The 22,951-nt window shown below is 68.9% G+C and carries 22 protein-coding genes and 1 rRNA gene; 11 read left to right on the forward strand and 12 right to left on the reverse strand.

The features are described 5' to 3' along the window. Positions 1-75 (forward strand): 5S ribosomal RNA (gene rrf, locus QSK34_RS37975); the annotation flags it as partial. Positions 76-970: 895 nt separating this feature from the next. On the opposite strand, the gene QSK34_RS32445 is transcribed toward rrf, so the two are convergent. Next, on the reverse strand, positions 971-2,179 hold the full coding sequence (locus QSK34_RS32445) for a glycosyltransferase (protein ID WP_285589825.1): 1,209 nt from the start codon (positions 2,177-2,179) through the stop codon (positions 971-973). A gap of 540 nt (positions 2,180-2,719) precedes the next feature. On the opposite strand from QSK34_RS32445, the gene QSK34_RS32450 reads away from it, so the two are divergent. Beyond that, positions 2,720-3,103: a cell division protein SepF gene (locus tag QSK34_RS32450; protein ID WP_030452194.1), complete on the forward strand. Its 384-nt coding sequence runs from the start codon at positions 2,720-2,722 to the stop codon at positions 3,101-3,103. 223 nt (positions 3,104-3,326) lie between these two features. Here QSK34_RS32450 and QSK34_RS32455 read toward each other — a convergent pair whose 3' ends face one another. From QSK34_RS32455 to QSK34_RS32470, 4 genes are all read right to left on the reverse strand, one after another. After that, on the reverse strand, positions 3,327-4,637 hold the full coding sequence (locus tag QSK34_RS32455; RefSeq protein ID WP_285589829.1) for a hypothetical protein: 1,311 nt from the start codon (positions 4,635-4,637) through the stop codon (positions 3,327-3,329). Between the two features lie 126 nt (positions 4,638-4,763). Continuing rightward, on the reverse strand, positions 4,764-6,485 hold the full coding sequence (argS, locus tag QSK34_RS32460; RefSeq protein WP_285589831.1) for an arginine--tRNA ligase: 1,722 nt from the start codon (positions 6,483-6,485) through the stop codon (positions 4,764-4,766). Between the two features lie 41 nt (positions 6,486-6,526). Next, on the reverse strand, positions 6,527-7,561 hold the full coding sequence (gene plsX, locus QSK34_RS32465; protein ID WP_285589833.1) for a phosphate acyltransferase PlsX: 1,035 nt from the start codon (positions 7,559-7,561) through the stop codon (positions 6,527-6,529). Between the two features lie 75 nt (positions 7,562-7,636). Continuing rightward, the gene (locus QSK34_RS32470; protein ID WP_285589835.1) at positions 7,637-8,200 is read right to left on the reverse strand and encodes a DUF1707 SHOCT-like domain-containing protein; all 564 of its coding nucleotides are present in this window, start codon (positions 8,198-8,200) and stop codon (positions 7,637-7,639) included. A 181-nt stretch (positions 8,201-8,381) separates the two neighbouring features. On the opposite strand from QSK34_RS32470, the gene QSK34_RS32475 reads away from it, so the two are divergent. Together QSK34_RS32475 and QSK34_RS32480 are read left to right on the forward strand one after the other, a co-directional pair. After that, positions 8,382-9,695, forward strand: coding sequence for a KamA family radical SAM protein (locus QSK34_RS32475; protein WP_030452189.1), 1,314 nt, complete (start codon positions 8,382-8,384; stop codon positions 9,693-9,695). Between the two features lie 264 nt (positions 9,696-9,959). Continuing rightward, complete coding sequence (locus QSK34_RS32480; RefSeq protein WP_285589839.1) at positions 9,960-10,391, forward strand: hypothetical protein; 432 nt, start codon at positions 9,960-9,962, stop codon at positions 10,389-10,391. 93 nt (positions 10,392-10,484) lie between these two features. Here the strand turns inward: QSK34_RS32480 and QSK34_RS32485 are convergent, their stop codons facing one another. The 4 genes from QSK34_RS32485 to QSK34_RS32500 all read right to left on the reverse strand — a co-directional run bounded on the left by QSK34_RS32485 (position 10,485) and on the right by QSK34_RS32500 (position 13,050). Further along, positions 10,485-10,646: a hypothetical protein gene (locus QSK34_RS32485; RefSeq protein WP_231515393.1), complete on the reverse strand. Its 162-nt coding sequence runs from the start codon at positions 10,644-10,646 to the stop codon at positions 10,485-10,487. Positions 10,647-10,723: 77 nt separating this feature from the next. Then, the gene (locus tag QSK34_RS32490; RefSeq protein WP_285589842.1) at positions 10,724-11,260 is read right to left on the reverse strand and encodes a YbhB/YbcL family Raf kinase inhibitor-like protein; all 537 of its coding nucleotides are present in this window, start codon (positions 11,258-11,260) and stop codon (positions 10,724-10,726) included. Positions 11,261-11,315: 55 nt separating this feature from the next. Then, positions 11,316-12,104 carry an ABC transporter ATP-binding protein gene (locus QSK34_RS32495; RefSeq protein ID WP_285589845.1) on the reverse strand — a complete coding sequence of 263 codons (789 nt, stop codon included), beginning with the start codon at positions 12,102-12,104 and terminating at the stop codon, positions 11,316-11,318. Between the two features lie 34 nt (positions 12,105-12,138). Then, positions 12,139-13,050, reverse strand: a complete 912-nt coding sequence (locus QSK34_RS32500; protein WP_285589847.1) for an ABC transporter permease — start codon at positions 13,048-13,050, stop codon at positions 12,139-12,141. Between the two features lie 475 nt (positions 13,051-13,525). Between QSK34_RS32500 and QSK34_RS32505 the strand changes: the two genes are divergently transcribed. The 5 genes from QSK34_RS32505 to QSK34_RS32525 all read left to right on the forward strand — a co-directional run bounded on the left by QSK34_RS32505 (position 13,526) and on the right by QSK34_RS32525 (position 19,220). Beyond that, a complete protein-coding gene (locus QSK34_RS32505) occupies positions 13,526-15,193 on the forward strand; it encodes a peptide ABC transporter substrate-binding protein (protein WP_285589849.1) in 1,668 nt (555 codons plus the stop codon). A 116-nt stretch (positions 15,194-15,309) separates the two neighbouring features. Next, positions 15,310-16,251, forward strand: coding sequence for an ABC transporter permease (locus QSK34_RS32510; RefSeq protein ID WP_285589852.1), 942 nt, complete (start codon positions 15,310-15,312; stop codon positions 16,249-16,251). Further along, complete coding sequence (locus tag QSK34_RS32515; protein ID WP_285589854.1) at positions 16,244-17,161, forward strand: ABC transporter permease; 918 nt, start codon at positions 16,244-16,246, stop codon at positions 17,159-17,161. Before QSK34_RS32510 ends, QSK34_RS32515 begins: the two co-directional genes overlap by 8 nt. 12 nt (positions 17,162-17,173) lie before the next feature. Next, a complete protein-coding gene (locus tag QSK34_RS32520; RefSeq protein ID WP_285589857.1) occupies positions 17,174-18,220 on the forward strand; it encodes an ABC transporter ATP-binding protein in 1,047 nt (348 codons plus the stop codon). Further along, positions 18,204-19,220 carry an ABC transporter ATP-binding protein gene (locus tag QSK34_RS32525; protein ID WP_161483457.1) on the forward strand — a complete coding sequence of 339 codons (1,017 nt, stop codon included), beginning with the start codon at positions 18,204-18,206 and terminating at the stop codon, positions 19,218-19,220. The genes QSK34_RS32520 and QSK34_RS32525 overlap by 17 nt, the downstream gene beginning before the upstream one ends. Before the next feature lie 74 nt (positions 19,221-19,294). On the opposite strand, the gene QSK34_RS32530 is transcribed toward QSK34_RS32525, so the two are convergent. The 3 genes from QSK34_RS32530 to QSK34_RS32540 form a co-directional block, all read right to left on the reverse strand. Continuing rightward, complete coding sequence (locus QSK34_RS32530; RefSeq protein WP_161483458.1) at positions 19,295-19,612, reverse strand: hypothetical protein; 318 nt, start codon at positions 19,610-19,612, stop codon at positions 19,295-19,297. Positions 19,613-19,750: 138 nt separating this feature from the next. Then, the gene (locus tag QSK34_RS32535; RefSeq protein WP_285589864.1) at positions 19,751-20,884 is read right to left on the reverse strand and encodes a S8 family serine peptidase; all 1,134 of its coding nucleotides are present in this window, start codon (positions 20,882-20,884) and stop codon (positions 19,751-19,753) included. A 67-nt stretch (positions 20,885-20,951) separates the two neighbouring features. Then, positions 20,952-21,764, reverse strand: a complete 813-nt coding sequence (locus tag QSK34_RS32540; RefSeq protein WP_285589867.1) for an SAM hydrolase/SAM-dependent halogenase family protein — start codon at positions 21,762-21,764, stop codon at positions 20,952-20,954. A 55-nt stretch (positions 21,765-21,819) separates the two neighbouring features. On the opposite strand from QSK34_RS32540, the gene QSK34_RS32545 reads away from it, so the two are divergent. Continuing rightward, positions 21,820-22,059, forward strand: coding sequence for a DUF3263 domain-containing protein (locus QSK34_RS32545; RefSeq protein WP_502875557.1), 240 nt, complete (start codon positions 21,820-21,822; stop codon positions 22,057-22,059). Between the two features lie 70 nt (positions 22,060-22,129). Further along, on the forward strand, positions 22,130-22,951 hold the full coding sequence (gene otsB / locus QSK34_RS32550; RefSeq protein ID WP_161483460.1) for a trehalose-phosphatase: 822 nt from the start codon (positions 22,130-22,132) through the stop codon (positions 22,949-22,951).

The raw sequence follows: 22,951 nt of genomic DNA on the forward strand, positions 1-22,951 counted from the left end.
AACCCGGAAGTTAAGCCCTCCAGCGCCGATGGTACTGCACCGGGGACGGTGTGGGAGAGTAGGACACCGCCGGACAATCTTTATACCGGAGGCCCCGATCGATGTGATCGGGGCCTTCGACGTTTCAGGGGATGATGCCCGGCCATTCGGCCGGGCTTTCTGCGTTTCCCAGGCCGATTGATGAGGCGTGACTGCGGCTGTTGTTGGCGTGGGTTCGGCCACGTCGGGGGGTGGCCCAGGCCTCACGGCAACCGTTCTCGCGTGGCGGCGGTGATCAGGTTGTCGTTGTTGGCGGAAGGGGTCGTCCACGTCGGCTGGCGTGGTGTTTCGAAGGCAGCCCGGCCACGCGGTCGGGCTTTCGTCGTTTTCGGGGACCGGCCCAGGTCGGCCGGCGTTGTGTTTCCAAGGCAGCCCGGCCATGCGGTCGGGCTTTGTCGTTTTCGGGGACCAGCCGTTGAAACTTGGCCGCGATGGCCAGGCACCCAATCGGGCGGCTTGGTGTTTGGAGATGGCTTTTGTTGTTTACGGGCAAAGTGACTGGATGGCCTGACCGTCATCCGGCTGGTCATGGTCGGCGTGGTCGTGCGGTCGAGGTTGGCACGGACAGAGCGATGTGATCGCCGCTGATGGCCTGGTTATCAGCCCGGCTGCCGGAGCCTTTGGAGCTGGTGGGGGCGGGGTTGTCGAACCAGGCCTGGTCCCAGGGGCGGCCGGGATGTTCGTCGTATGCGGGGCGAGTCATGGCATAGACGCTCAAGGCTCGGCCGCCGCCCAGCCAGAGAGCGTGCGGAAATGTCGTCGGGTCCTTCGTCGTGTGTGAAGAGCCGCTTGTCCTTGAGCTACCTGTGGAAATCCCGGTCCGCTCACCATGTCCCGTTAGGGGCAAAAGGAACGAGGGCCTGCCCAGGCCTGACCCTCGTTCCTCCTCCCGCCGGGACATACTCGCCCCGGCCGAGGTCTGTCCCCCTCGTCAGGCGCGGGCGAGCTTGAGCAGGTGGTGTGCTGCGGTGCCGGCGCCGTCTCTCCGGATCTGTCCAGCCAGCTCCGCCGCATTGCTGGCAATGTCCGGCCACAGCGCCTCACTCAGCGCCACAGTCAGAGACTCGCCCGTCGGCACCCCAGACGGATGCGCGATGCCGACGTTGAGGCGCTGCACCTGCTGCGCCCAGTAGTACTGGTCGTACACCTGAGGCACCACCACCTGGGGCGTGCCGGCCAGCGCGGCCGCCGTGGTCGTCCCGGCGCCCCCGTGGTGGACGACCGCCGCCACGCGAGGGAACAGGGCCTGCTGGTTCACCTCGTCGATCGACAGGACGTCCGGCCCCGGGTCGGTGGGCAGCAGGTCGGCCCAGCCCCGGGAGAGGATCGCCCGCCGTCCGGTCGCCCTGGCCGCCTCGACCATCGCCTCGGCCAGGCCCCGGGGTGCGCGGATGCTGCCGAAGCCGAAGTACACCGGCGGGTCGCCGACGTCCAGGAAGGCCGACAGCTCAGCAGACAGGGGACGGTGGTCGGGGAGGATCCACGCCCCCGTCTCCACGACTCCGCTCCCCGGCTCGGGCCACGGAGCCAGGGTGGGGTCGCTGGCCAGCAGGGGATGGTCGGCGAAGATGTGGCCGCGTACGTCGGAGACGGGCGGCAGGCCCAGTGTGGTGCGGTGGTTGTTGAGGGCGGCTCCGAAGCTGGCCGTGAAGCGGGCGGCGTCTTCGGCCCACAACGCCTGGTTGTCGCCGTCGACGGGCGGGCGGCCGGGGGCGGGGGCCGGGGAGTGGTGGACGGAGGGCAGCACGATCGGGCAGAAGGCCGTGAAGACGTACGGGATCTTCAGGACCTCGGCGACCGAGCGGGCGGCCACCTGGATGGCGGTGGCGGCCACGATGAGGTCGCAGTCCTTCGCGGCCGTCATGACGGTCTCGAACTGGGCCGTCACGGAGGCTTCGGCCAGGCGGCGGAGCTGCTCGGGTGACGGCGGCGTGGCGTTCGGGGGCGGGGTGGCGGCGGTCAGGGTGCGGAGCTCGGGGCCGATCGGGGTGACCGGCAGGCCGAGGCCCTCGATCCAGCCGCGGAAGTCCGGTGGGACGCACAGGTGGGCCTCGTGGCCGAGGGCCCGGAGTTCGGTGGCGAGCGCCACCAACGGCTGCACGTCGCCTCGTGAGCCGATGGTGGACAGCAGTACGCGCATGGGTGTTTTCCCCCTGGAAGTGGTTCGGAGCCACTGATTGTGAGGGGTCACGGGGGTCTTGCGGCAAGCCCGGGCGTCCGCTATAGGTTGAAAGTGGCGGGGAGTATGAGGTGCCCCCGCAGCCTTCGCCTTCGGTGCCCGGTCGGGCATTCCCGCATATGTGGCGCCCTGGTGGGCACGGGTAGTTCCCATGATCCGTGCAATTCGTCCGGGGGATCCGGTTGGTCACGTTCTGTGGTCGGAGTTCGTTGTCCAGTGAATTGATTCGGCGCTCGAATAATCTGTTTAGCGAATGCCGCATTTCCGCCACAATGGTGCTCATCGTCGATCTGGTTATCTGACCTTCCAGCAGGCGGAAGCTCGTCGGGTTACCCTTGAATGGCTGGTCGGTAAACGAATCTACGGTGCAGGCGCGCATGTCACGGGACTACTGACGACCCGCGACAAAGAGAATCCCATGTATAGGCGTGTCGGGTCGCCATAAGAGAATGGTCGGTTAGCGTCCCTTGTGTCGGGACAAACCCGGAAAGGACGAAGCCGATGGGGGCAGTGCGCAAGGTAGCGACATACCTTGGCCTGGGCGGAGCCGAGCAATATTCGGAAGAGCCCTATGGGGAAGAGGAATACGACGACGATTGGATGCCGGCCTCCGAAAGGGCCGCGAAACGCTGGCAGCCGGCGGGCGAACCGTCGCGAATCGTGATGGTACGCCCGAGGAAGTACGACGACGCGCTCACCGTGGGCCGTCACTTCCGCGACGGCCACACGATCGTGATGGACGTCGCGACGATGTCGACCCTGGAGGCGACCAGAATGGTCGACTTCGCGGCCGGCCTCGCCTATGGCTGTGAGGGTCGCATCGAGCGGATCGCCGACAAGGTGTTCCTGCTCACGCCGTCGAACGTCGAAGTGACCACCGCTTAACGGTCACCTCGCGAGCGGGTGGAGAGGCGACGCCGAGGCCTCTCACCACCCACCCCTCGCCGGCCCCTCCGCCGGCCGCACACGTAAGACCGTCCGACACTCAGGGTGTTCCGACCAGCCCCGACCGACCATTTCGACCCGGCTTGCGAAGGGATTCCGCAGGCCGGGTCTCGCATTTCCCGGACTTTCTCCGGAAGATTCGGTATTCCGGGGATATCGCCGCTTATCCGGCGCGTGGCCCGCGTTTCAGCAGTCGTCCCACCTCGGCGACGTCGGCGAGTGCCTGGTCGCGCCGCGTTTTGGCCTCGCGGGCGTATTCGTGCAGGGCCCAGACCGCCGATGTGGCGAGTTCGTGGAGTTCGGCCACCTGTGCGTTCACCAGCGCCAGATCGGCCTTCTCGCGGCCTCGGAAGCGCCACAACAACCACGCCCCCAAAGCGCCTATTCCGACGCCTGCGACCGCCAGGATCATCGAGAACACGAAACCGAGCGTGAAGACGACCAGGCCGCCGAGTGCGGCCAGGTAGCCGGGCATCGGCGAAGGGCGCTTGGGGATGTAGCCCGCCATGATGCGGCGCTCCGCGTCGGCCATCGCCTCGCCGTCGGGGCCGTCGGGGCGCAGAGTGATCGAGTGGCCCAGGATCGGCAGCACCAGCGTCTCGGGCTGCTCTGCGTCGGTGCGGTCGGCGAGGTGGGCCGCCGCGGTGCTGATCGCGGGCGCTGCGACGTGGAGGGCGAGCGCGGCGAGGTAGGGGTCGGCGCCGGGCTTCAGGTCGTCGAGCAGGTGGCCGTTGAGCGAACTCAGCGGACCGTCGGGCTCGGCGGCGCCGACGAGGGCCGACAACACCGCCATCGGCTCGGTGTCGGGCCACACCGCGCGGGTCTGGGGCAGCGCGCCCGTGGGCGGCGGTACGGAGGTGATCTCCTCACACCGGTGCCGGAGCCTGGCCAGCCGGGCCGCGGCCTGCACGGGGCCGCCCAGCGCCGGGATCTGGGCCAGCTCGGGAAAGTCGGCCAGCGACGGCGGGACCACCAGGCCCGGTTCGGCCGGGACGAGCGCCCTCAGCCACACGTCGTCGTCGTGGAGCACCTCGACCGCGTCGAGCTTGCGCAGCACGAAGATCTTCCCGGCCGGGCCGTAGGCCCCCCGGGCGGCGGCCAGCCACAGGGCACGCTGGCCGGCCGTCACCGGGCGCTCGGAGGACAGGTCGCCGAAGGCGGTGCCGAGCCACGAGGCGTGGATGCGGTCGCCGTGGCCGCAGACGGCTAAGGCCAGGCACAGGAACAGCGCCGTCTTGGCGCCGTCGAGCTGAGCCGCCTCGGACAGCGGCTCCATCGCGTCGTCGCCACTGAGGATCAGCACCAACGCGCGCACGGCCGGGGAGAGCCAGTAGCCCGGGACGTCGATCGCCCCGGGCGGTGGCAGTGGTGCGCCTCCGTCGGCGGTGAGGTGGACGAGCAGCGCCTCGGCGTAGCGGTGCAGCTCTGTGGCGTCGGCGCTGCCGGACGACTCCGGCCGGGCTGTTACATCCATGCTCACGCGCTGACTCCCCCACGGCAGGTGGACGTCCGCTTTACGCTCCGCAGACGCTCCCTTGACCGCGCCCACACTAGACCGCCGTGACCTGTTCGTGTTCTGAGGCGCGCCGATCCGTGGATTTCACATCCGCTCGGGCGCCGTGATCCCCAGCAGGTCGAGCCCCTGCAGCAGCACCCGGAGGGTCAGCTGCGACAGCGCGAGCCGGGACTGGCGCTCCTCCTCGGAGTCGGCCTTGAGCACCGGGCAGTTCTCGAAGAAGGTCGTGAACGCGCTGGCCAGGTCGAACAGGTAGGCGCACAGGCGGTGGGGCTCGTTGCGCGCGCCCACTTCGGCGACGACGGGGCCGAAGCCGAGCAGTGCGAGGGCCAGGGCGCGTTCGGCCGGGTGGGTGATGACGATCGGGCCGTAGGAGGCGGCCGGGTCGTATCCGCCGCGCCGGAAGATGGAGCGGATGCGCGCGGTGGCGTACTGGAGGTAGGGGCCGGTGTTGCCGGTCAGGGCGAGCATGCGGTCGAAGTCGAAGACGTATTCGCTGTCGTGGCTCACCGACAGGTCGGCGTACTTGACCGCGCCCATGCCGACGGCGTGGGCGATCTCGGCGCGGGTGGCGTCGTCGTAGTCGCGGTCGGCCAGCACGGCGGCGGCCCTGGTCTCGGCCTCGTCGAGGAGTTCGAGCAGCTTGATGGACTTGCCGGCCCTGGTCTTGAACATCTTGCCGTCGCTGCCGAGCACGCTGCCGATCTGGACGTGTTCGGCCGAGACGTGGTCGGGCAACCAGCCGGCCATCTTCGCCGAGGCGAACAGCATCTGCAGGTGCAGCGACTGGGTGACGCCGATGACGTAGAGGATGCGGTCGGCCTTCAGGTCCTGCACCCGGTAGCGCATGGTGGCCATGTCGGTGGTCGCGTAGCCGTAGCCGCCGTCGGACTTCCTGATCATGAACGGCAGGGGCGCGCCCTCGCGTCCGGTGAAGCCGGGCGGGAAGACGCACAACGCGCCGTCGCTGATCTCGGCGATGCCGCGTTCCTGCAGTTCGTCGCAGACCTGGGCGAGGGCGTGGTTGTACATGCTCTCGCCGGCGATGTCGTCGTCGGTCAGGGTGACGCCGAGCTGGGTGTAGACCTTGTTGAAGTAGCGGACCGTGGCGTCCATGAAGATGCGCCAGAGCCGCATCGTCTCGGGGTCTTCGGCCTGGAGGGTGACCACGCGGGCCCGGGCCCTGCGGTTGAACTTGGGGTCGGCGTCGAACTTGGCGCGGGCGGCCTGGTAGTAGTCGTTGCCGTTGCCGGCCTCGAGCTGCGCGACCGCGGCCTCCTCGCCGATGTCGAGGAGGTGCTCGATGAGCATGCCGAACGGGGTGCCCCAGTCGCCGAGGTGGTTCTGCCTGACGACGCGGTTGCCGAGATGCTCCTGTACGCGGACCAGCGCGTCGCCCACGACGGTGGTGCGCAGGTGGCCGACGTGCATCTCCTTGGCGGCGTTGGGCGCGGAGTAGTCGACCACGACCGTCTTCGACGGGAGCTCGCGGGCCACGCCGAGCCGGTCGTCGGTGAGCATGGCGCCGGCCTCGGCGGCGATCCAGGCGTCGTGGAAGCGCAGGTTGAGGAACCCCGGGCCGCTCACCTCGACGGTGCCGGGCAGGTCGAGGTTGGCGGCGATCTCCTGGGCCACATCTCGCGGCGCGCGTCGGAGTCGCTTGGCCAGGCTCATCGCGACGTTCGCCTGGTAGTCGGCGAACTGGGAGGGCCTGATCAGCGGATCCTCGGCGGCGTATTCCTGGCCGAACGCGGTGGCCAGCGCCTGCTGGACACGCTCGGCGAGCACGAGTTGTGGGTCGGTCATACACAAAGCCTAGCGACGCGCAACCGCCGTCGTCGCCAGGGTTACCGCCGGTCGGAGAACCACAACCGGTGGGACCGGGGAATGGCCGCGATGCGTTCGCCGACCCTGCCGACGACGCCTTCGGCGGCCAGCCGGGCGGCCAGCTCGCACGCGGCCGCGACGCCCTTGGCGCGCGAGGAACCGTGGGCGATCACCACGCAGCCGTTGAGGCCGAGCAGGACCGCGCCGCCGTGCGCCTCGGGGTCGAGGCGCTCGTAGAGGCCGCGCAGGCGGGGACGCTGGAGGAGGCCGCCGATCCGGGCCACGGCGCTGCCGTCGACGGCCTGGCGGAGCTGGCCGAAGGCGTAGCGGACGCTGCCCTCCATGGTCTTGAGCGCCACGTTGCCGGTGAAGCCGTCGGCGACGATGACCTCGACGCGTCCCGACAGCAGGTCGTGCCCTTCGACGTTGCCGGCGAAGTGGATGCCGGGGGCCGTCTCCAGCAGTTCGTGGGCGCGTTTGACGACCTTGTTGCCCTTCTCGGCCTCGGCGCCGATGGTGAGCAGGCCGACGCGGGGGTTGTCGCGGCCGAGGGCGGTGGCGACGTAGGCGACGCCCAGGTGGGCGAACTGGACCAGCATCTCGGGCTTGGCGTCGGCGTTGGCGCCCGCGTCGAGCAGGATCGTCGGGTCGGGGACGGTGGGCAGGGCCACGGCGATGGCGGGGCGGAGCACACCCGGCTGGGTCTTGAGGCGCAGTTTGGCGGTGGCGACGACGCCGCCCGTCGAGCCCGCCGACACGACCGCGGACGCGTCGCCCCGCCTGACGAGGTGGCAGGCCACGGCGATGCTGGAGCGGGGGCGGCGGAGGCTGGCCAGGGCGCCCTCGTCCATGGAGATCGCCTCTTCGGCGCGGACGATGGGGATCTCGGAGGCGGCGCCGTACCGGGACAGGAGGTCGTGGAGCGGGCGGGGCTCGCCGACCAGCACGACCGGGACCCCGAGCTCTCTGACGGCCACGACGGCCCCCGCCACGATCTGTTCTGGCGCGTGGTCGCCGCCCATGGCGTCGAGCGCGACCGGCGACGATACGGCCACAACGCCATCCAATCGATCCGGGAATCTCAGTGAATGGTAGGCGGGGAGGGTTGGTGCGCCGTCCGTCGGCTCGCGCTATCGGCGCAGATTCCAGTCCGACACCTTCCGGGACACGATGACCTTGGAGAACGCGGCGTTGCCCGTCACCCGGATGACCGGGCCGTCGTCCTTCTCGCCGCCCGAGACGATCCGTTTCGCGAAGACCGCGCTGCCGTCGTCGATGACGTTGGCGTTGTCGGGCACCCGGATGATCACCTTGCTGAACGCGGCGCTGATGTCGACGGTGATCTCACGGCCGGGCAGCACCGCGTCGCCCAGGTCGATGATCAGGGCGCCGAACCGGGCCCGGAGGCGGAGGTGGCGGCCGGGCACCCAGCGGCCGTTCTTGATGACCTTGCTGAACGCGGCGGTGATGCTCTTGCGGCCGACGTCGGCCGGGGCGGCGTTCGCGACGGTGGAGGGCAGGTCTTTGGTGATGGGCGCCAGTTCGCCCATGGTGACCGCGCCGTAAGTGGCTTCCAGGCGGTCGGCGTGTTCGGCCGTGGTGAGGCGGCCGGTGGCCAGGCCTTCGGCGATGATCGCCGCGACCCGGTCGCGGTCGGCGTCGGAGGCGCGCTGACCTGGGTCTTCTGTCGTCACATGCCCCAGATTACCCGCATTCGAGATATGTCGCGAGAGGCAAAAATCATGACTACGGCCTTTACCAAATCCTGAATTCGGCTGTCGGGACGGTCCGATACCGGTATAGAGGTCCCCAGACGCCTGACAGGCCTCCTTGGTTTACACGAGATCGGAAAAACTACCGAGAAGGGAAGGCCGAGTGATCTTTAACGAGGGAACCCGCGGCTTCCGGGCATACACGACGAAACATCTCGACGACCTGCTTCGCGAGAAGGCCGGGTTCGGCGAGGAGGCGCGGCTACGGGTGCGCGCGGTGGCGACCGTGCTGCCGTTCCGCACCAACGCCTACGTCGTCGACGAGCTCATCGACTGGTCCGCGGTCCCCGACGACCCGATCTATCGGCTCGTCTTTCCTCAAGAGGACATGCTGCCCGAAGCGGATGTCTCCCGTCTGGCGAACCTCATCAGGATGAACGCCCCGGTCAAGCAGCTGACCGCGGCGGCCAACGAGGTGCGCATGGGCCTCAACCCCCACCCGGCCGGGCAGCTCGACCTGAACGTGCCCAAGATCGGCGACGAGCCGGTGCCCGGTATGCAGCACAAATATCCCGAAACCGTGCTGTTCTTCCCCAAGCAGGGGCAGACCTGCCACGCCTACTGCACCTACTGCTTCCGGTGGGCCCAGTTCATCGGCGAGCCCGACCTGAAGTTCGCCTCCGGCGACGTCGACGCCCTCGTCGGCTACGTCCGCCGCCACCCCGAGGTGACTTCGGTGCTGTTCACCGGCGGCGACCCCATGATCATGGGGGAGCCGGTGCTGCGCCGCTACGTCGAGCCGCTCCTCGACCTGCCGCAGATCGACTCGATCCGCATCGGCACCAAGTCGCTGGCCTACTGGCCCGGCCGGTTCGTCACCGACCCGGACGCCGACGACACGCTCAAGCTGTTCGAGCAGGTGGTCAGGTCGGGCAAGAACCTCGCGTTCATGGCGCACTTCTCGCACCCTCGGGAGCTCGAACCCCAGGCGGTGGGTTCGGCGGTGCGGCGCATCCTGGACACCGGCGCCACGGTCCGGACCCAGGCCCCCCTCATCCGGACGATCAACGACGACGCGGCCACGTGGGCCCACATGTGGCGGCGGCAGAACGCGATGGGCATGGTCCCCTACTACATGTTCGTCGAACGGGACACCGGGCCGCAGGACTACTTCGCGGTGCCGCTCGCCGACGCGTACGAGACCTTCCGAGACGCCTATGCCCAGGTCTCCGGTCTCTGCCGGACGGTCAGGGGCCCCTCGATGTCGGCCACCCCCGGCAAGGTCTGCGTCGACGGCGTGACCGAGATCAACGGGCAGCGGGTGTTCGTGCTGCACTTCATCCAGGCCCGTGACCCCGGCCTGGTCGGCCGTCCCTTCTTCGCGCGCTACGACCCCACGGCCGTCTGGCTGACCGATCTGCGCCCGGCGTTCGCCGACCGGTTCCCGTTCGAGTCGGCGGCTCCGGTCGCGGCCTGACCCCAAGGAGACGGAAAACAATTGCCCCCGGCCCGGGAGCCGCGTTTACCGTGCCTTTCTCCCGGGCCGGATGTGAATTCCCATCATGTGCCGCCAAGTCGGGCGCCCTCCAGCCCTCCGGCGTTGTGACTCCCGGTCACCGGGCCGTTTCGTGTGGTGATAGAAATTCGGCCTAGCCAATCGGCCGGCGCGAACCCGCGCCGGTTACGCGGGGGTTCTCGGTTCCCGTTCCCTGACCTGGGACGGGGCTCAGGAGGCATTTACATGAAGCGCATGATCAAGGCAGCACTCGTCGTCGCGACCTTCGGCGTCGCGGCTATGTTCGCCGCGCCCGCTCAGGCCGCGGACGGCCCGGTCTCGGACCTGCTGGGCGGCATTCCGTTCGTCGGGCAGCTCCCGGCCCTCCCGGGCGCCGACCTCGCCGCCGTCACCGGCGCCGTGCCGCCGGCCGCCGCCCCTGTCGCGGGCTGGACCCAGGCGGTGCGGGCCACCCCGATGAGCGCGAGCAGCAACGACGTCTCGACCCAGCTCGCTCCCACGCTGGACGCCGTCACCGACGCCGCGGGCCAGGTCACCAGTGGCGCCAACCACATCAGCGGCGCCAGCAAGGACCTGACCGGTTCGGCCACCCAGGTGAGCAAGGCCGCCCAGAACCTGTCGGGCGCGGTCAGGAACATCGTCTCCGGCACCCGCTAAGTGCCTTTCGGACACGTTGGCGTGGCCAAGTCAACGTTTCCGTGCCTCTGACACATGAGAACGGCCGGCGCCTTCGGGAGGCGCCGGCCGTTCTCAGTTTGCCCAGGGGCGCACCGACGTGCGCCTGGCGATCTGTGCCTGCAGTCTGGCCATCTGCCAGTGCAGTTCGATGAGCTGCTCGGTCAGCAGGGCAGGTGAAAGTTCAGACGGGTCTTCGTCGGCCAGATGATCGATGGCCGTCACCAGCTCACTCATCCCGCCCTCCCATGGCATCGGCGTTCCTTAGATCGAATCCCCGTTCGAATCATAGTGGAACACTGGCCGCAGCGGCATCAGCTTTCGTACACGGGTGCGATGAATCCGCGCGCGAGGGTGTGGGCGGTGATGTTGAAGCCCACCACGGCCGGGTTGGCGTCGGGGTCGACGCCGAGCTTGTCGGTGTCGAGGGCGTGCACGGCGAACAGGTAGCGGTGCGGCAGCCCGGGGGGAGGGGCGGCGCCGCCGTACTCCTTGATGCCGTAGTCGTTCCTGGTGTGGACGGCCCCCTCCGGCAGCCCCGCGAAGTCGGGGCCGTTGCCGGCGCCCTCGGGGAGCTCGGTGACCGACGCCGGGATGTCGAACACGAGCCAGTGCCAGAAGCCGCTGCCGGTGGGCGCGTCGGGGTCGAAGCACGTGACCGCGTAGCTCTGGGTGCCCTCGGGCGCGCCCGACCACGTCAGGTGCGGGGAGACGTTCTCACCGGTGAAGCCCCAGTCGTTGAAGACGTGGCGGCCGGGCAGCGTCGCACCGTCGGAGAGCCCGGGGGACTCGACGGTGAGCGCCGGGACCTCCGGCAGGTGGTCGTAGGGAATGGGTGCTGGCGTCGGCATGGCGCACTCCGCTCGGGATAGGTCGCGATCTTCCTGCGGGCCTATCCTCTACCACTCACGCCTTGTTGTAGGCGCCGATCACCTCGGTCGGGTCGCCGTCCATCTTGATCTTGCCTTTGTGCAGCCAGATGACGCGGTTGCAGGTCTCCTCGATGACGTCGAGGTTGTGGGCGACCAGGAAGACGGTGCCGGCCGACTCGCGCATCTGCATGATGCGCTTCTGGGAGCGCTTGCGGAACTCGCGGTCGCCGGTGGCCAGCGCCTCGTCGATCAGCAGCACGTCGTGGACCTTCGCCGACGCGATGGCGAACCGCAGACGGGCGCCCATGCCCGACGAGTAGGTGGACATGGGGAACTGGACGAACTCCCCGATGCCGGAGAAGTCGACGATCTCGTCGTACTTGGCACGGACCTCCGAGGGGGTCATGCCCATCGCGTAGCAGCCCAGGGTGATGTTGCGCTCGCCCGTGAGCTCCTTCATCAGGGCGGCGTTCACGCCCAGGAGCGAAGGCTGGCCGTCGGTGTAGACCGCGCCGGAGTGGGGCGGCAGCAGCCCGGCGATGGCGCGCAGCAGGGTCGACTTGCCCGAGCCGTTGCGGCCGATGATGCCGATCGCGTCGCCGTGGCGGGCCACGAAGGAGACGCCCTTCACGGCGTGGACCTCGCGCATCTGCGGGCGGCCCTGGCGCTTGACCAGTCGCAGCAGGGCGGTGGCGGCGTTGCCCTTCTCCTCGGCCGAGGTCGCGCCGTAGACCTTGTAGACGATGTGGAGGTCGTCGACGATGACGGTCGGAGTGCCGGTGGCCGACGACTTCCTGGTCGCCTCCTGCTCTTCGGCGGTCAACGGCCACACCCTTTCCATTGCCATCGGCTTCGCCTCAGCCACGTCCGTACCTCTCTTCGGCGCGCCAGAAGTACCAGAATCCGATGACAAGGGCGAACACGGCCCAGAATATGGCAGTCGTCCAGGCCCACTGGGGCGGGGTGTGGCTTTCGATGAGCAGGTCACGCATGAGCTCGATGTAGGCCGCGGCCGGGTTGAGCTCCATGATGTACTGCACGAACGCCAGCGACTCGGGCAGGTCGGCGACCCGGTCGGGGATGCTGAAGAAGACGCCCGAGGCGTAGAGCCAGGTCCGCATGATGAACGGGAGCAGCTGGTTCATGTCGCGGGCGAAGGCGCCCACACGGGCCATGAAGAGGCTGGCCCCGATGTTGAAGGTGAGCTGGAGCAGCAGCGCGACCGGGATGAGCAGCCAGTAGAGGGTGAGCGGCTCGCCGGTGAGGAGCACGATCCCGATGAGCACCAGCATCGACCACAGGAGCTGCTGGAGTTCCTGCACCGCGTAGGCCAGGGGCAGCGCGGCGCGGGGGAAGTGGAGCGCCCGGATCAGCGACAGGTTGTTCGAGATCGACTTGGCGCCGCCGCTGACGGTGCGCTGGGTGAAGGTGAAGATGAAGACGCCGGTGATCAGGAAGGCCGTGTAGTTGGAGATGTCCTTCTTCTGATCGAGGATGACGCCGAACATCAGGTAGTAGACGCCGGCGTTCAGGAGCGGCGTGAGGAGCTGCCAGAGCTGGCCCAGCATCGACTGGCTGTATTTGGAGACGTTGCGCGACGTCGCGTACTTGAGCACGAAGTGCCGGCGGGCCCAGAGCTGCTTCACATAGAAGGGAAGGCTCGGGCGCGCGATCGCGCGACGGAGGCCGTGACGCTTCGCGAGCGCGGCCAGCGATTCCGTCGCTGCGCCGCCCTGCGCGTCCGCGACGGCGGAATCCGGCTGGCTCATGGCAAGGACTCTATTGGATGCTGGTGAACGAGAAGCCTGCGATGGTCATCCGTTGGCTCCTCGTGGGTCGGGTGAAGCCGCCGGTGGCGGGGGCGCCACGGCTTGGTCAAAGGTAGCCCACCAGGTCCTGATATGGGGACAACGCCACGATCGGTACCGCAAAGGTCCTACCGTGGCTTTACCAGTACCGGGACATGTGTACCTTTGTGGGAGTTTTGGAGCCGTTTACGAGGTTTGAGGCGACCTTCTTGGTATGCGTGTGACGCCCGACTGACGCACGTGTGACCGAACTGCAACGCAGCAGAGACAACACTGCGGTGTGTGGTGAGGGATGCTCGCGGACGACTGGCAGGGCGTCAGCTCGTTTGACCGTGTCTGCAAATCCGAGGTCCCCACAAGGGGCCGAGGGGGTGCCGGCCCGGACATCTCGCAGCTCAGCGCCAACGCCCATCCTTTGAGGGAGGATCTACTCACTATGCGCGTATTCAAGGGCGCACAGATCATCGCCGGCACGGCCGTGCTGGCGCTCGGCCTGGCCGCCTGTGGTGGTGGCGAAGAGGCCCCCGGCCCTGCCGCGGGTGGCGAGGGAGCCGCCGCGACCCCGATCACGGTCGAGATCGCCGAACCCCAGCACGAGCTCGTCCCCGGCAACACCGCGGAGACCAGCGGCGCCGAGGTGCTCAACGCCCTGTTCATCGGTCTGGTCAACTACGACGCTGACAAGAAGCCGATCAACCAGATCGCCGAGTCCATCACCTCTGACGACCAGACCACCTGGACGATCAAGCTGAAGGACGGCTACAAGTTCCACGACGGCACCCCGGTCGACGCCCAGAGCTTCGTCGACTCCTGGAACTACACCGCCAACGGCGCCAACGCGTACGAGGCCAACTACTTCATGGGCTCCATCGCCGGCTACGACGAGATGAACCCGGTCGACCCCGACGGCGACGGCCCGCAGGAGGCCCCCGCGGCCACCGCGACCAGCCTCACCGGTCTGAAGGTCGTCGACCCGCTGACCTTCACGGTCGAGCTGAAGAACCCCTTCTCGGGCTTCCCGACCATGCTGGGCTACACCGCCTTCTACCCGATGCCCAAGGCCGCCTTCGGCCCTGACGGCAAGGTGACCGCCGCCTACGGCGAGTCCCCCATCGGCAACGGCCCCTTCAAGATGGCCAAGCCCTGGAAGCGCGGCGTCGACACCACGATCTCGATGGTCCGCAACGACGACTACACCGAGGCCAAGGCCAAGGTCGAGGCCGTCGACTTCAAGATCTACACCGACCTGAACACCGCCTACCGCGACCTGCAGGCCGGCAACCTCGACATCATGGACCAGCTCCCGGCCGAGGTCATCGCCTCCGCCAAGGCCGAGCTGGGCGACCGCTACATCGAGCAGCCCTCCTCGGGCATCGGCTACCTGGGCTTCCCGACCAAGGTCGGCGCCGACTACGCCAAGAGCCCCGAGCTGCGCAAGGCCATCTCGATGGCCATCGACCGCAAGACCATCACCGAGCAGGTCTTCTCCGGCACCCGTGTGCCGGCCGACGACTTCATCTCCCCCGTCGTCGCCGGTTACCGTCAGGGCGCCTGCGGCGAGGCCTGCACCTACGACCCGGTGAAGGCCAAGGAACTGTGGGACTCCAACGGCGGCGCCCAGGCCGGCACCATCGAGCTGGGCTACAACGCCGACGGCGGCCACAAGGAGTGGATCGAGGCCGTCGCCAACAACCTCCGCACCAACCTCGGCGTCAACGTTGAGCCGAAGCCGGTCGAGAAGTTCGCCACCATCCTCGACGACCTGGGCGCGGACAAGTGGAAGGGCCTCTTCCGGATGGCCTGGATCATGGACTACCCGTCGCCGGAGAACTACCTCAAGCCGATCTTCGCGGCCAACGCCAGCTCCAACTACTCGGGCTTCAACAACAAGGAGTTCGAGGAGCTGATCAAGAAGGGTGACTCGGCCGCCACGGTCGAGGAGGGCATCGCCGCCTACCAGGCCGCCGACGACATCCTGCTGAAGGAACTGCCCTACATCCCGGTGTACTTCTACCAGACCAACGCCGCGATCTCCGGCAACGTCAAGAACGTCAAGATCGACCCGTTCGAGCGCATCGAGCTCGTCAACGTCGAGAAGGCCTAAGACGGCATTCATCCCGGGCGGCGGAACCCCTTGAGCCGCCCGGGATGGACCATCACTCTTGGGGGCAGCCCGATTGGTTGCAGTGGGGCTGCCCTTCGTCATGATCGGGAGACCGAATGGGCCGCTACGTTGTCAGGCGCCTGCTCCAGGCGATCCCTGTGTTGCTTGGCACCACGTTTCTCATCTTCACGCTCGTCTACTGGCTCCCCGGTGACCCCATTCAGGCTCTCGCGGGAGACCGGGCGGTCGACCCGGTGTTCCGGGCCACGATGCGTGAGATGTTCCACCTGGACGAACCCCTGGTAGTCCAGTACGGCTACTACATCCAGGGCATCCTGTCCGGCGACTTCGGAACCACCTTCCGAGGGCTGCCGGTCTCGACCATTTTCGAGGGCAAGTTCCAGATCACCCTGAACCTGGCCATGATGGCCCTGGTGATCGAGGCGATCGTCGGCATCGGCCTCGGCCTGATCGCCGCGCTGCGGCGCGGCAAGGCCGCCGACACGGCCATCCTCGCCTTCACGCTGCTGCTGGTGTCGATCCCGACGCTGGTCAGCGGCTTCGTGCTCCAGCTCGTGCTGGGGCTGCAACTCAAGACCTCCACGGGAATCGACTTCTTCCCCGTGGCCGGCACCTCCGAGGGCTGGCGCAGCTACCTGCTGCCGGGCATCGTGCTGGCCGGGACGTCGATCGCGTACCTGACCCGGCTGACCCGGACGAGCCTGATGGAGACGTTGCGGGCCGACTACGTGCGGACCGCCGTCGCCAAGGGCATGCCGCGGCGAAGGGTGCTCGGCAGACACGCCCTGCGCAACTCGCTGATCCCGCTCGTCACCTATCTGGGCGCCGACCTCGGCACCCTGATGAGCGGCGCGGTGATCACCGAGACCATCTTCAACCTGAACGGCATCGGCCGCCAGCTCGTCGACTCGGTCTACCTGTCGGAGAACTCGGTGGTCGTCGGCATCGTGACGGTACTGGTGCTGATCTTCATCGCCGCCAACCTCGTCGTCGACCTCCTGTACGCCGTCCTCGACCCCAGGATCCGCTATGAGTGACACGCTCACCGAGCAGAAGCCCAAATCGGTCAAGCCGCCCAAGCAGAAGAAGCCGGCGAGCCTGTGGTCCGACGCGTGGTACGACCTGCGGCGGAGCAAGGTCTTCATCATCGCCGCCGTCATGATCGCTGTCCTCGTGGTCATGTCGATCATTCCGGGTCTGTTCTCTTCGGTCAACGCATTTGATCCGAGCACGTGCGACCTCACCAAGGCCCGTCAGGGCGTGAGCGGCGCCCACTGGTTCGGCACCGACAACCTGGGCTGCGACACCTACTCGCGGGTCATCTACGGCGCCCGAATCTCGATCATGGTCGGCGTCTTCTCAACGCTGGTGACCACGCTCATCGGCGGCCTCCTGGGCCTGCTGGCCGGGTTCTACGGCCGCTGGGCCGACACGATCCTGTCCCGCGTCGCGGAGGTCTTCTTCGCGATCCCCTCGACCCTGGGCGCGCTGCTGATCCTGGCTCTCGTCGGCCGTGAGAACGCGGGCATCTGGACCGTGGTGGTGGCCCTGTCGGTGCTCGCCTGGCCGATGGTGCTGCGCATCATGCGGGCGGCGGTCATGTCGGCCAAGAGCCAGGACTACGTCCTCGCGGCGAGGGCGCTGGGCGCCGGTCCCGGCCGGCTCATGGGCCGGCACATCCTGCCGAACGCCCTGGCCCCGGTGATCGTCGTGGCCACCATGAACATGGGCGTCTTCATCGCCGCCGAGGCCGCGTTGTCGTTCCTCGGCGTCGGCATCCAGTCGCCCGACATCTCGTGGGGTCTGATGATCGCCGACGCGCGCAACCGGTTCCTCCAGGCGCCGGAGGCGCTGCTGTTCCCGGCCCTGTTCCTGAGCCTCACGGTGCTGGCGTTCGTCATGCTCGGCGACGCCGTCCGCGACGCTCTCGACCCGAAGCTTCGATAGGAGGGGTGACCAGTGAAGAACCCGTCCGTCGACACGCACCTGCTTCCGGCCGACAGCGGCTCGATCGGCACCGAGCCGCTGCTCGCGGTCGACAACCTGCACGTGGAGTTCACCACGCGGCAGGGCGTGGCCCGCGCGGTCAACGGCGTGTCCTACGCGCTCAACGCCGGGGAGACCCTCGCGGTGCTGGGCGAGTCGGGCTCCGGCAAGTCGGTGACGGCCCAGGCGATCATGGGCATCCTCGACATGCCGCCGGCGCGCATCCCCAAGGGTGAGATCCGCTTCCGGGGGACCGACCTCCTCCAGCTGTCGGAGGCCCAGCGCAGCCAGATCCGCGGCCAGCAGATCGCGATGATCTTCCAGGACGCCCTCTCGGCGCTCAACCCGGTGTTCACCGTGGGCTGGCAGATCGCCGAGATGTTCCGGGTCCACAAGGGCATGTCGAAGAAGGCGGCCTACGCCAAGGCCGTCGAGCTGATGGACCGGGTCCGCATCCCGGCCGCCAAGCAGCGCGTCAACGACTACCCCCACCAGTTCTCCGGCGGCATGCGCCAGCGCATCATGATCGCGATGTCGATCGCGCTGGACCCCGAGGTGCTCATCGCCGACGAGCCCACGACCGCCCTGGACGTCACGGTGCAGGCTCAGATCATGGAGCTGCTGGCCGAACTCCAGCGCGAGAGCAACATGGGCATGATCCTGATCACCCACGACCTCGGCGTCGTCGCCGACGTCGCGGACAAGATCGCGGTCATGTACGGCGGCCGCATCGTCGAGAACGCCCCGGTGCACGACATCTACCGCAACGCCGCGCACCCGTACACGAAGGGCCTGCTCGAGTCGATCCCCCGGGTCGACATGAAGGGCCAGGAGCTGTACGCCATCAAGGGCCTGCCGCCCAACCTGCTCGACATGCCGACGGGTTGTGCCTTCCACCCCCGCTGCCCGTTCCGCCAGGACAACTGTGTGACCGACGTCCCGGCGCTGCACGAGATCAGCGGCACGCGCAGCAGCGCCTGCCACTACTGGAGGGAGGTCCTCGATGGCACCGCAGGGTGACCCCATCCTCGAGGTCCGCGACCTGGTCAAGCACTTCCCGCTGACGCAGGGGATCGTGATGAAGCGCCAGATCGGCGCGATCAAGGCGGTCGACGGCGTCAGCTTCGACCTGCGCCGGGGCGAGACCCTCGGCGTGGTCGGCGAGTCGGGCTGCGGCAAGTCGACGCTGGCCAAGCTGCTGATGGCGCTGGAGAAGCCGACCTCGGGGTCGGTCAAGGTCAACGGCGAGCTCGTCGACGTCCACAAGGGCAGCAACCTGAAGCGGTTCCGGCGCAACATCCAGATGGTGATGCAGGACCCGTACACGTCGCTGAACCCGCGCATGACGGTCGGCGACATCATCGGCGAGCCCTACGAGATCCACACCGACGTGGCGCCGAAGGGCGACCGTCGCAAGAAGGTGCAGGACCTGCTGGAGGTGGTCGGCCTCAACCCCGACCACATCAACCGCTACCCCCACCAGTTCTCCGGTGGTCAGCGGCAGCGCATCGGCATCGCCCGGGGGCTGGCGCTGCAGCCCGAGATCATCATCTGCGACGAGCCGGTCTCCGCGCTCGACGTGTCGATCCAGGCGCAGGTCATCAACCTGCTGGAGCGGCTGCAGACGGAGTTCGGGCTGGCGTACATCTTCATCGCGCACGACCTGTCGGTGGTGCGGCACATCTCCGACCGCGTGGCGGTGATGTACCTCGGGAAGATCGTCGAGATCGGCAAGGACACCGAGATCTACGACAAGCCGAGCCACCCCTACACGCAGGCGCTGCTGTCGGCCGTGCCGGTGCCCGACCCGGAGGGCCGGGAGTCGCGGGAGCGGATCATCCTGCAGGGTGACCCGCCGTCGCCGGCCAACCCGCCGTCGGGGTGCCGGTTCCGGACCCGGTGCTGGAAGGCGCAGGAGATCTGCGCCGTCGAGGAGCCGCTGCTCCAGATCCGTCCCGGTACGGACCACGAGAGCGCCTGCCACTTCGCCGAGGTCCACGACGTGGTGCACGCGTCGTAATTGGTGACTCACAGTAACGAGAAAGGCCCCCGCTGGATCCAGGCGGGGGCCTTTTCGCGAGTGGTGCGTGAGAACTAGCGAACCGACACGGCGCTGACGGGCAGCAGGCCGGTGACGGTGCCGACGCCCGGGACGCTCGGGACCGAGGGCACCGGCAGGCCCTGGGTGGCGCCGCCGACGACCTGGCCGACCACGCCGGGCAGGCTCTTGACCAGGCCGCAGACCGGGGCGAGCAGGGTGGCCAGCACGGGGAGGCCGGTGAGGTACTCGGGCGACGACACGCACTGCGTGTTCACCAGGTTGGTGACGGGCGTGTCGGCGTGCGCCATGCTGGCGGGGGCGACGACGACGAGACCAGCGGCGGCCGAGGTGACGACGATGCGGCGGATCATATGTGTTTCTCCCTGAGGTATGTCCGGGCGGCTGAGCACGCGGATGACTACTCTGTGTAGTCAGAGATATGTCTACCCGGTCTTTCGTAAGGGGAGGACCCCCCATCCGGTCAGGGAGCGGCAAGGAAGCCGCAATGGTCAGGCGCGAAGCGCCGTCCTCGCCACCAACGCGGCGACAAGGAGCAGCAGGGCAGACCAGATCAAAGGCCCCAAATTGGTAGATTCCGCAGGGTCCGTGACACTCGCCTGCCGGGGCCGCGCCGCCATCGCCGCCCGCCGGGGCGCCCCCGCCACCAGCAGGGCCCGCCGCGCGTTGGCCACCCGGTGCCCGTAGGCGTCGTCGCGCCGCCCCGCGTTGTGCCAGACCGCGCCCTGGAGGATCGCCCGGCGGACGTCGGTCACGCCCATGCCCGGATGCCGGGCCTTCACGAGGGCGGCGATGCCCGCCACGAAGGCGGCGGCCGAGCTCGTGCCGTCGGCGACCACGTAGGAGCCGTGGCCGTCGGCGCTGACGACGCGGGTGCCGGGGGCGGTCACCGAGACGTAGCTGCGCCGGCTGGAGAAGGCCGCCGGGGCGAGCCTCTGGTCGACCGCGCCGACCGCGATCACACCGGGGTAGGCGGCCGGATAGGTGGGCCGGTCGGCGCCCGCGCCGTCGTTGCCGGCCGAGGCCACCAGGACCACGCCCTTCGACAGGGCGTAGCCGACCGCCGCCGCCTCGTCGGGGTCGCCCTCGTAGCTGCCGTCGGCGCCGCCGAGAGACATGCTGACCACGTCGGCCCCGTGGTCGACGGCCCACCGGATGCCCTGCGCGACCGCGCCCCTGACCTGCCGCGCGACGCGTGGGTCGGCGCGGGCCGGGTCGTGGGTCTCCAGGGTCACCCGGATCGACAGGACCGTCGCGCGGGGCGCCACCCCGACCACCCCGAGATCGCCGCCGGGGCCGTGGCCGCGCCCGGCGATCAAACTCGCCATCGACGTGCCGTGATGGCCGGTGTGGGTGGTCCCGGCCCCCGTCAGGTCGGGACCCTCGACGACCGCGCCGGCCAGGTCGGGGTGGCGGGCGTCGACGCCGGTGTCGAGGACGGCCACCGTGACGCCCTCGCCCCGGCTGAGCTCCCATGCGGCCGGTACGCCCATGACCTCCAACGGCCACTGCCGCTCCCGGGCCGCCGCCCCCGCGTCGTCGGCGAGCGTGGGCGGCACGACGACGAATCCGGAGAGCAGGCAGACCACGGCAAGCAGCACGAACGGCTTGGCCAGGAAGGTCACGGCGGCCTATTCTGGCACGCTCACGCCGCCGTATCTGACCTTTCCGTGAACATTCAAATACAGTGCGTTATGTCCGGGCGGGGGAGAGGCGTACGTGCGCACCCGGCGGCAACCCGAGCCGCTGGGCGGCGTCGCCCGCGTTGACGGCCACGGCCACCAGGCCGGCCGAGTCGGTGAAGGCCACCAGGTCACCCGGCGGAACCGCGGCGAACGTGTCGCGGTAGGGGACGGCGAGCTGACGGCGGCCGAGCCAGACGGCCAGGGTGTCGCCGTCGCGCACGCCGAGGAAGCCCAGGTCGGCGGCGGTGATGGAGAGCTGGACGTTGCCGTGGCGGTCGACCGAGAGCACCTCGCCCTCGCACGCGCCGTCGCGCAGCCGCGAGGTCGGCTCGGGCAGCGTCACCAGCTCGCGCGGGGGGATGGCGGTGCCCAGCCCGGCCACCTCGCGGCCCGCCACCACGTGGGCGGCGACCGGGCAGAAGATGTCACGCCCGTGGAAGGTCCGGGACACCGGCTTGAGCCAGACGTCCTCGTTGGTCAGCTCGTAGGCCGCGGTCGCGCCGCCGACGGCGTGCACGGCCCACGAGAGCACCCCGTTGTCGGGCCCCACGAACACCCGCCCGCCCGCCTCGATCGCGACCGCCCGGCGGGTGCTCGACCCCACCGACGGGTCGACCACCGCGATGTGCACCCCCCGGGGCAGGTAGGGGATCGTCTGGGCGAGGATCGCGGCCCCGCGCCGCACGTCGCCCGCCGGGACGAGATGGCCGACGTCGATGATCCGGGCCTCGGGGGCGATGCCGGCGATAACGCCGTGACACGCGGCCACGAACCCGTCTTCGAGACCGTAGTCGGTCAGGAGAGTGATAACAGGCGTCACACCTGGTGACATTACGTCGCCTCCCCGGAAAATGGCGACAGTTAACATTGCCCGTGTGGACGGTCTCTCCCCTCAAGACAGGGACATCCTCGCGTTCGAGGCCGGCTGGTGGCGTCACCCGGGCGCGAAGGAACAGGCGATCAAAGACACCTTCGGCATGTCCACCACCCGCTACTACCAGGTGCTCGCCGGCCTGATCGACCGCCCCGAGGCAGTGGCCGCCGATCCGGCGCTCGTCAACCGCCTGCGCGAACGCCGCGACGCCCGCCGCCGCGGACGTGGCCGGTCGGTCTGAGTTCAGATCGCGTTAACCTGCGATTGACAGAGTGACCGTCGCGCGACGAAAGGGGCGAAACGTGGGGGACATGCCGGACGTCCGGACCGAGAGCGGCCGGGCCGGTCTTGAGGCGATGGTGAACGACCCGGGCGGCGCCGTCATCGGCCTCGACTTCGACGGCACCCTGTCCCCGATCGTCGCCGACCCCTCCGCCGCCTGGATCCACCCCGGCGCGCCCGCCGCGCTGATCCGGCTGGCCGAGGTGGTGCGCCGCATCGCGGTGGTCACCGGCCGCCCGCCCGGCACCGCGCTCGCCCTGGGCGACACCCCCGACGGCCCCGATCTGGTCGAGGTCCCCGGCCTGGTCATCCTGGGGCAGTACGGCATCGAGCGCTGGGAGGGCGGGGAGATCACCTCGCCGCCGCCGCCCGCCGGGCTGACCACGATCCGCGCCGAGCTGCCCGGTCTGCTGTCGGGCCACGAGGGCGTGACGATCGAGGACAAGGGGCGGGCGCTGGCCGTCCACACCCGGAGCTGCCCCGATCCCGACGCGGCGCTGGAGGCCCTTCGCGGGCCGCTCGCCGAGCTGGCCGCCGCCAACGGGCTGGTCGTCGAGCCCGGCCGCAAGGTGCTGGAGCTGCGCGGCCCCGGCGTCGACAAGGGCAAGGCGCTCAAGGAGCTGCTCATCGCCGAGCGGGCCCGCTCGGTCATGTTCGTCGGCGACGACCTGGGTGACCTGGCCGCCTTCGAGGCGGTCGCCTCGGTGAACATCCCGGGGGTGCGGGTCTGCTCCGGCTCCGCCGAGGTGACCGCGCTGGCCGAACAGGCCGACGTCGTGGTCGACGGGCCCGACGGCGTCGTGGCGTTCCTCGAACAGCTTCTCAAGTCGATCGCAAGCCGCGAGCAGTAG

It is taken from the genome of Herbidospora sp. NBRC 101105 (assembly GCF_030269205.1).
In the GTDB taxonomy this organism is placed as follows: domain Bacteria; phylum Actinomycetota; class Actinomycetes; order Streptosporangiales; family Streptosporangiaceae; genus Herbidospora; species Herbidospora solisilvae.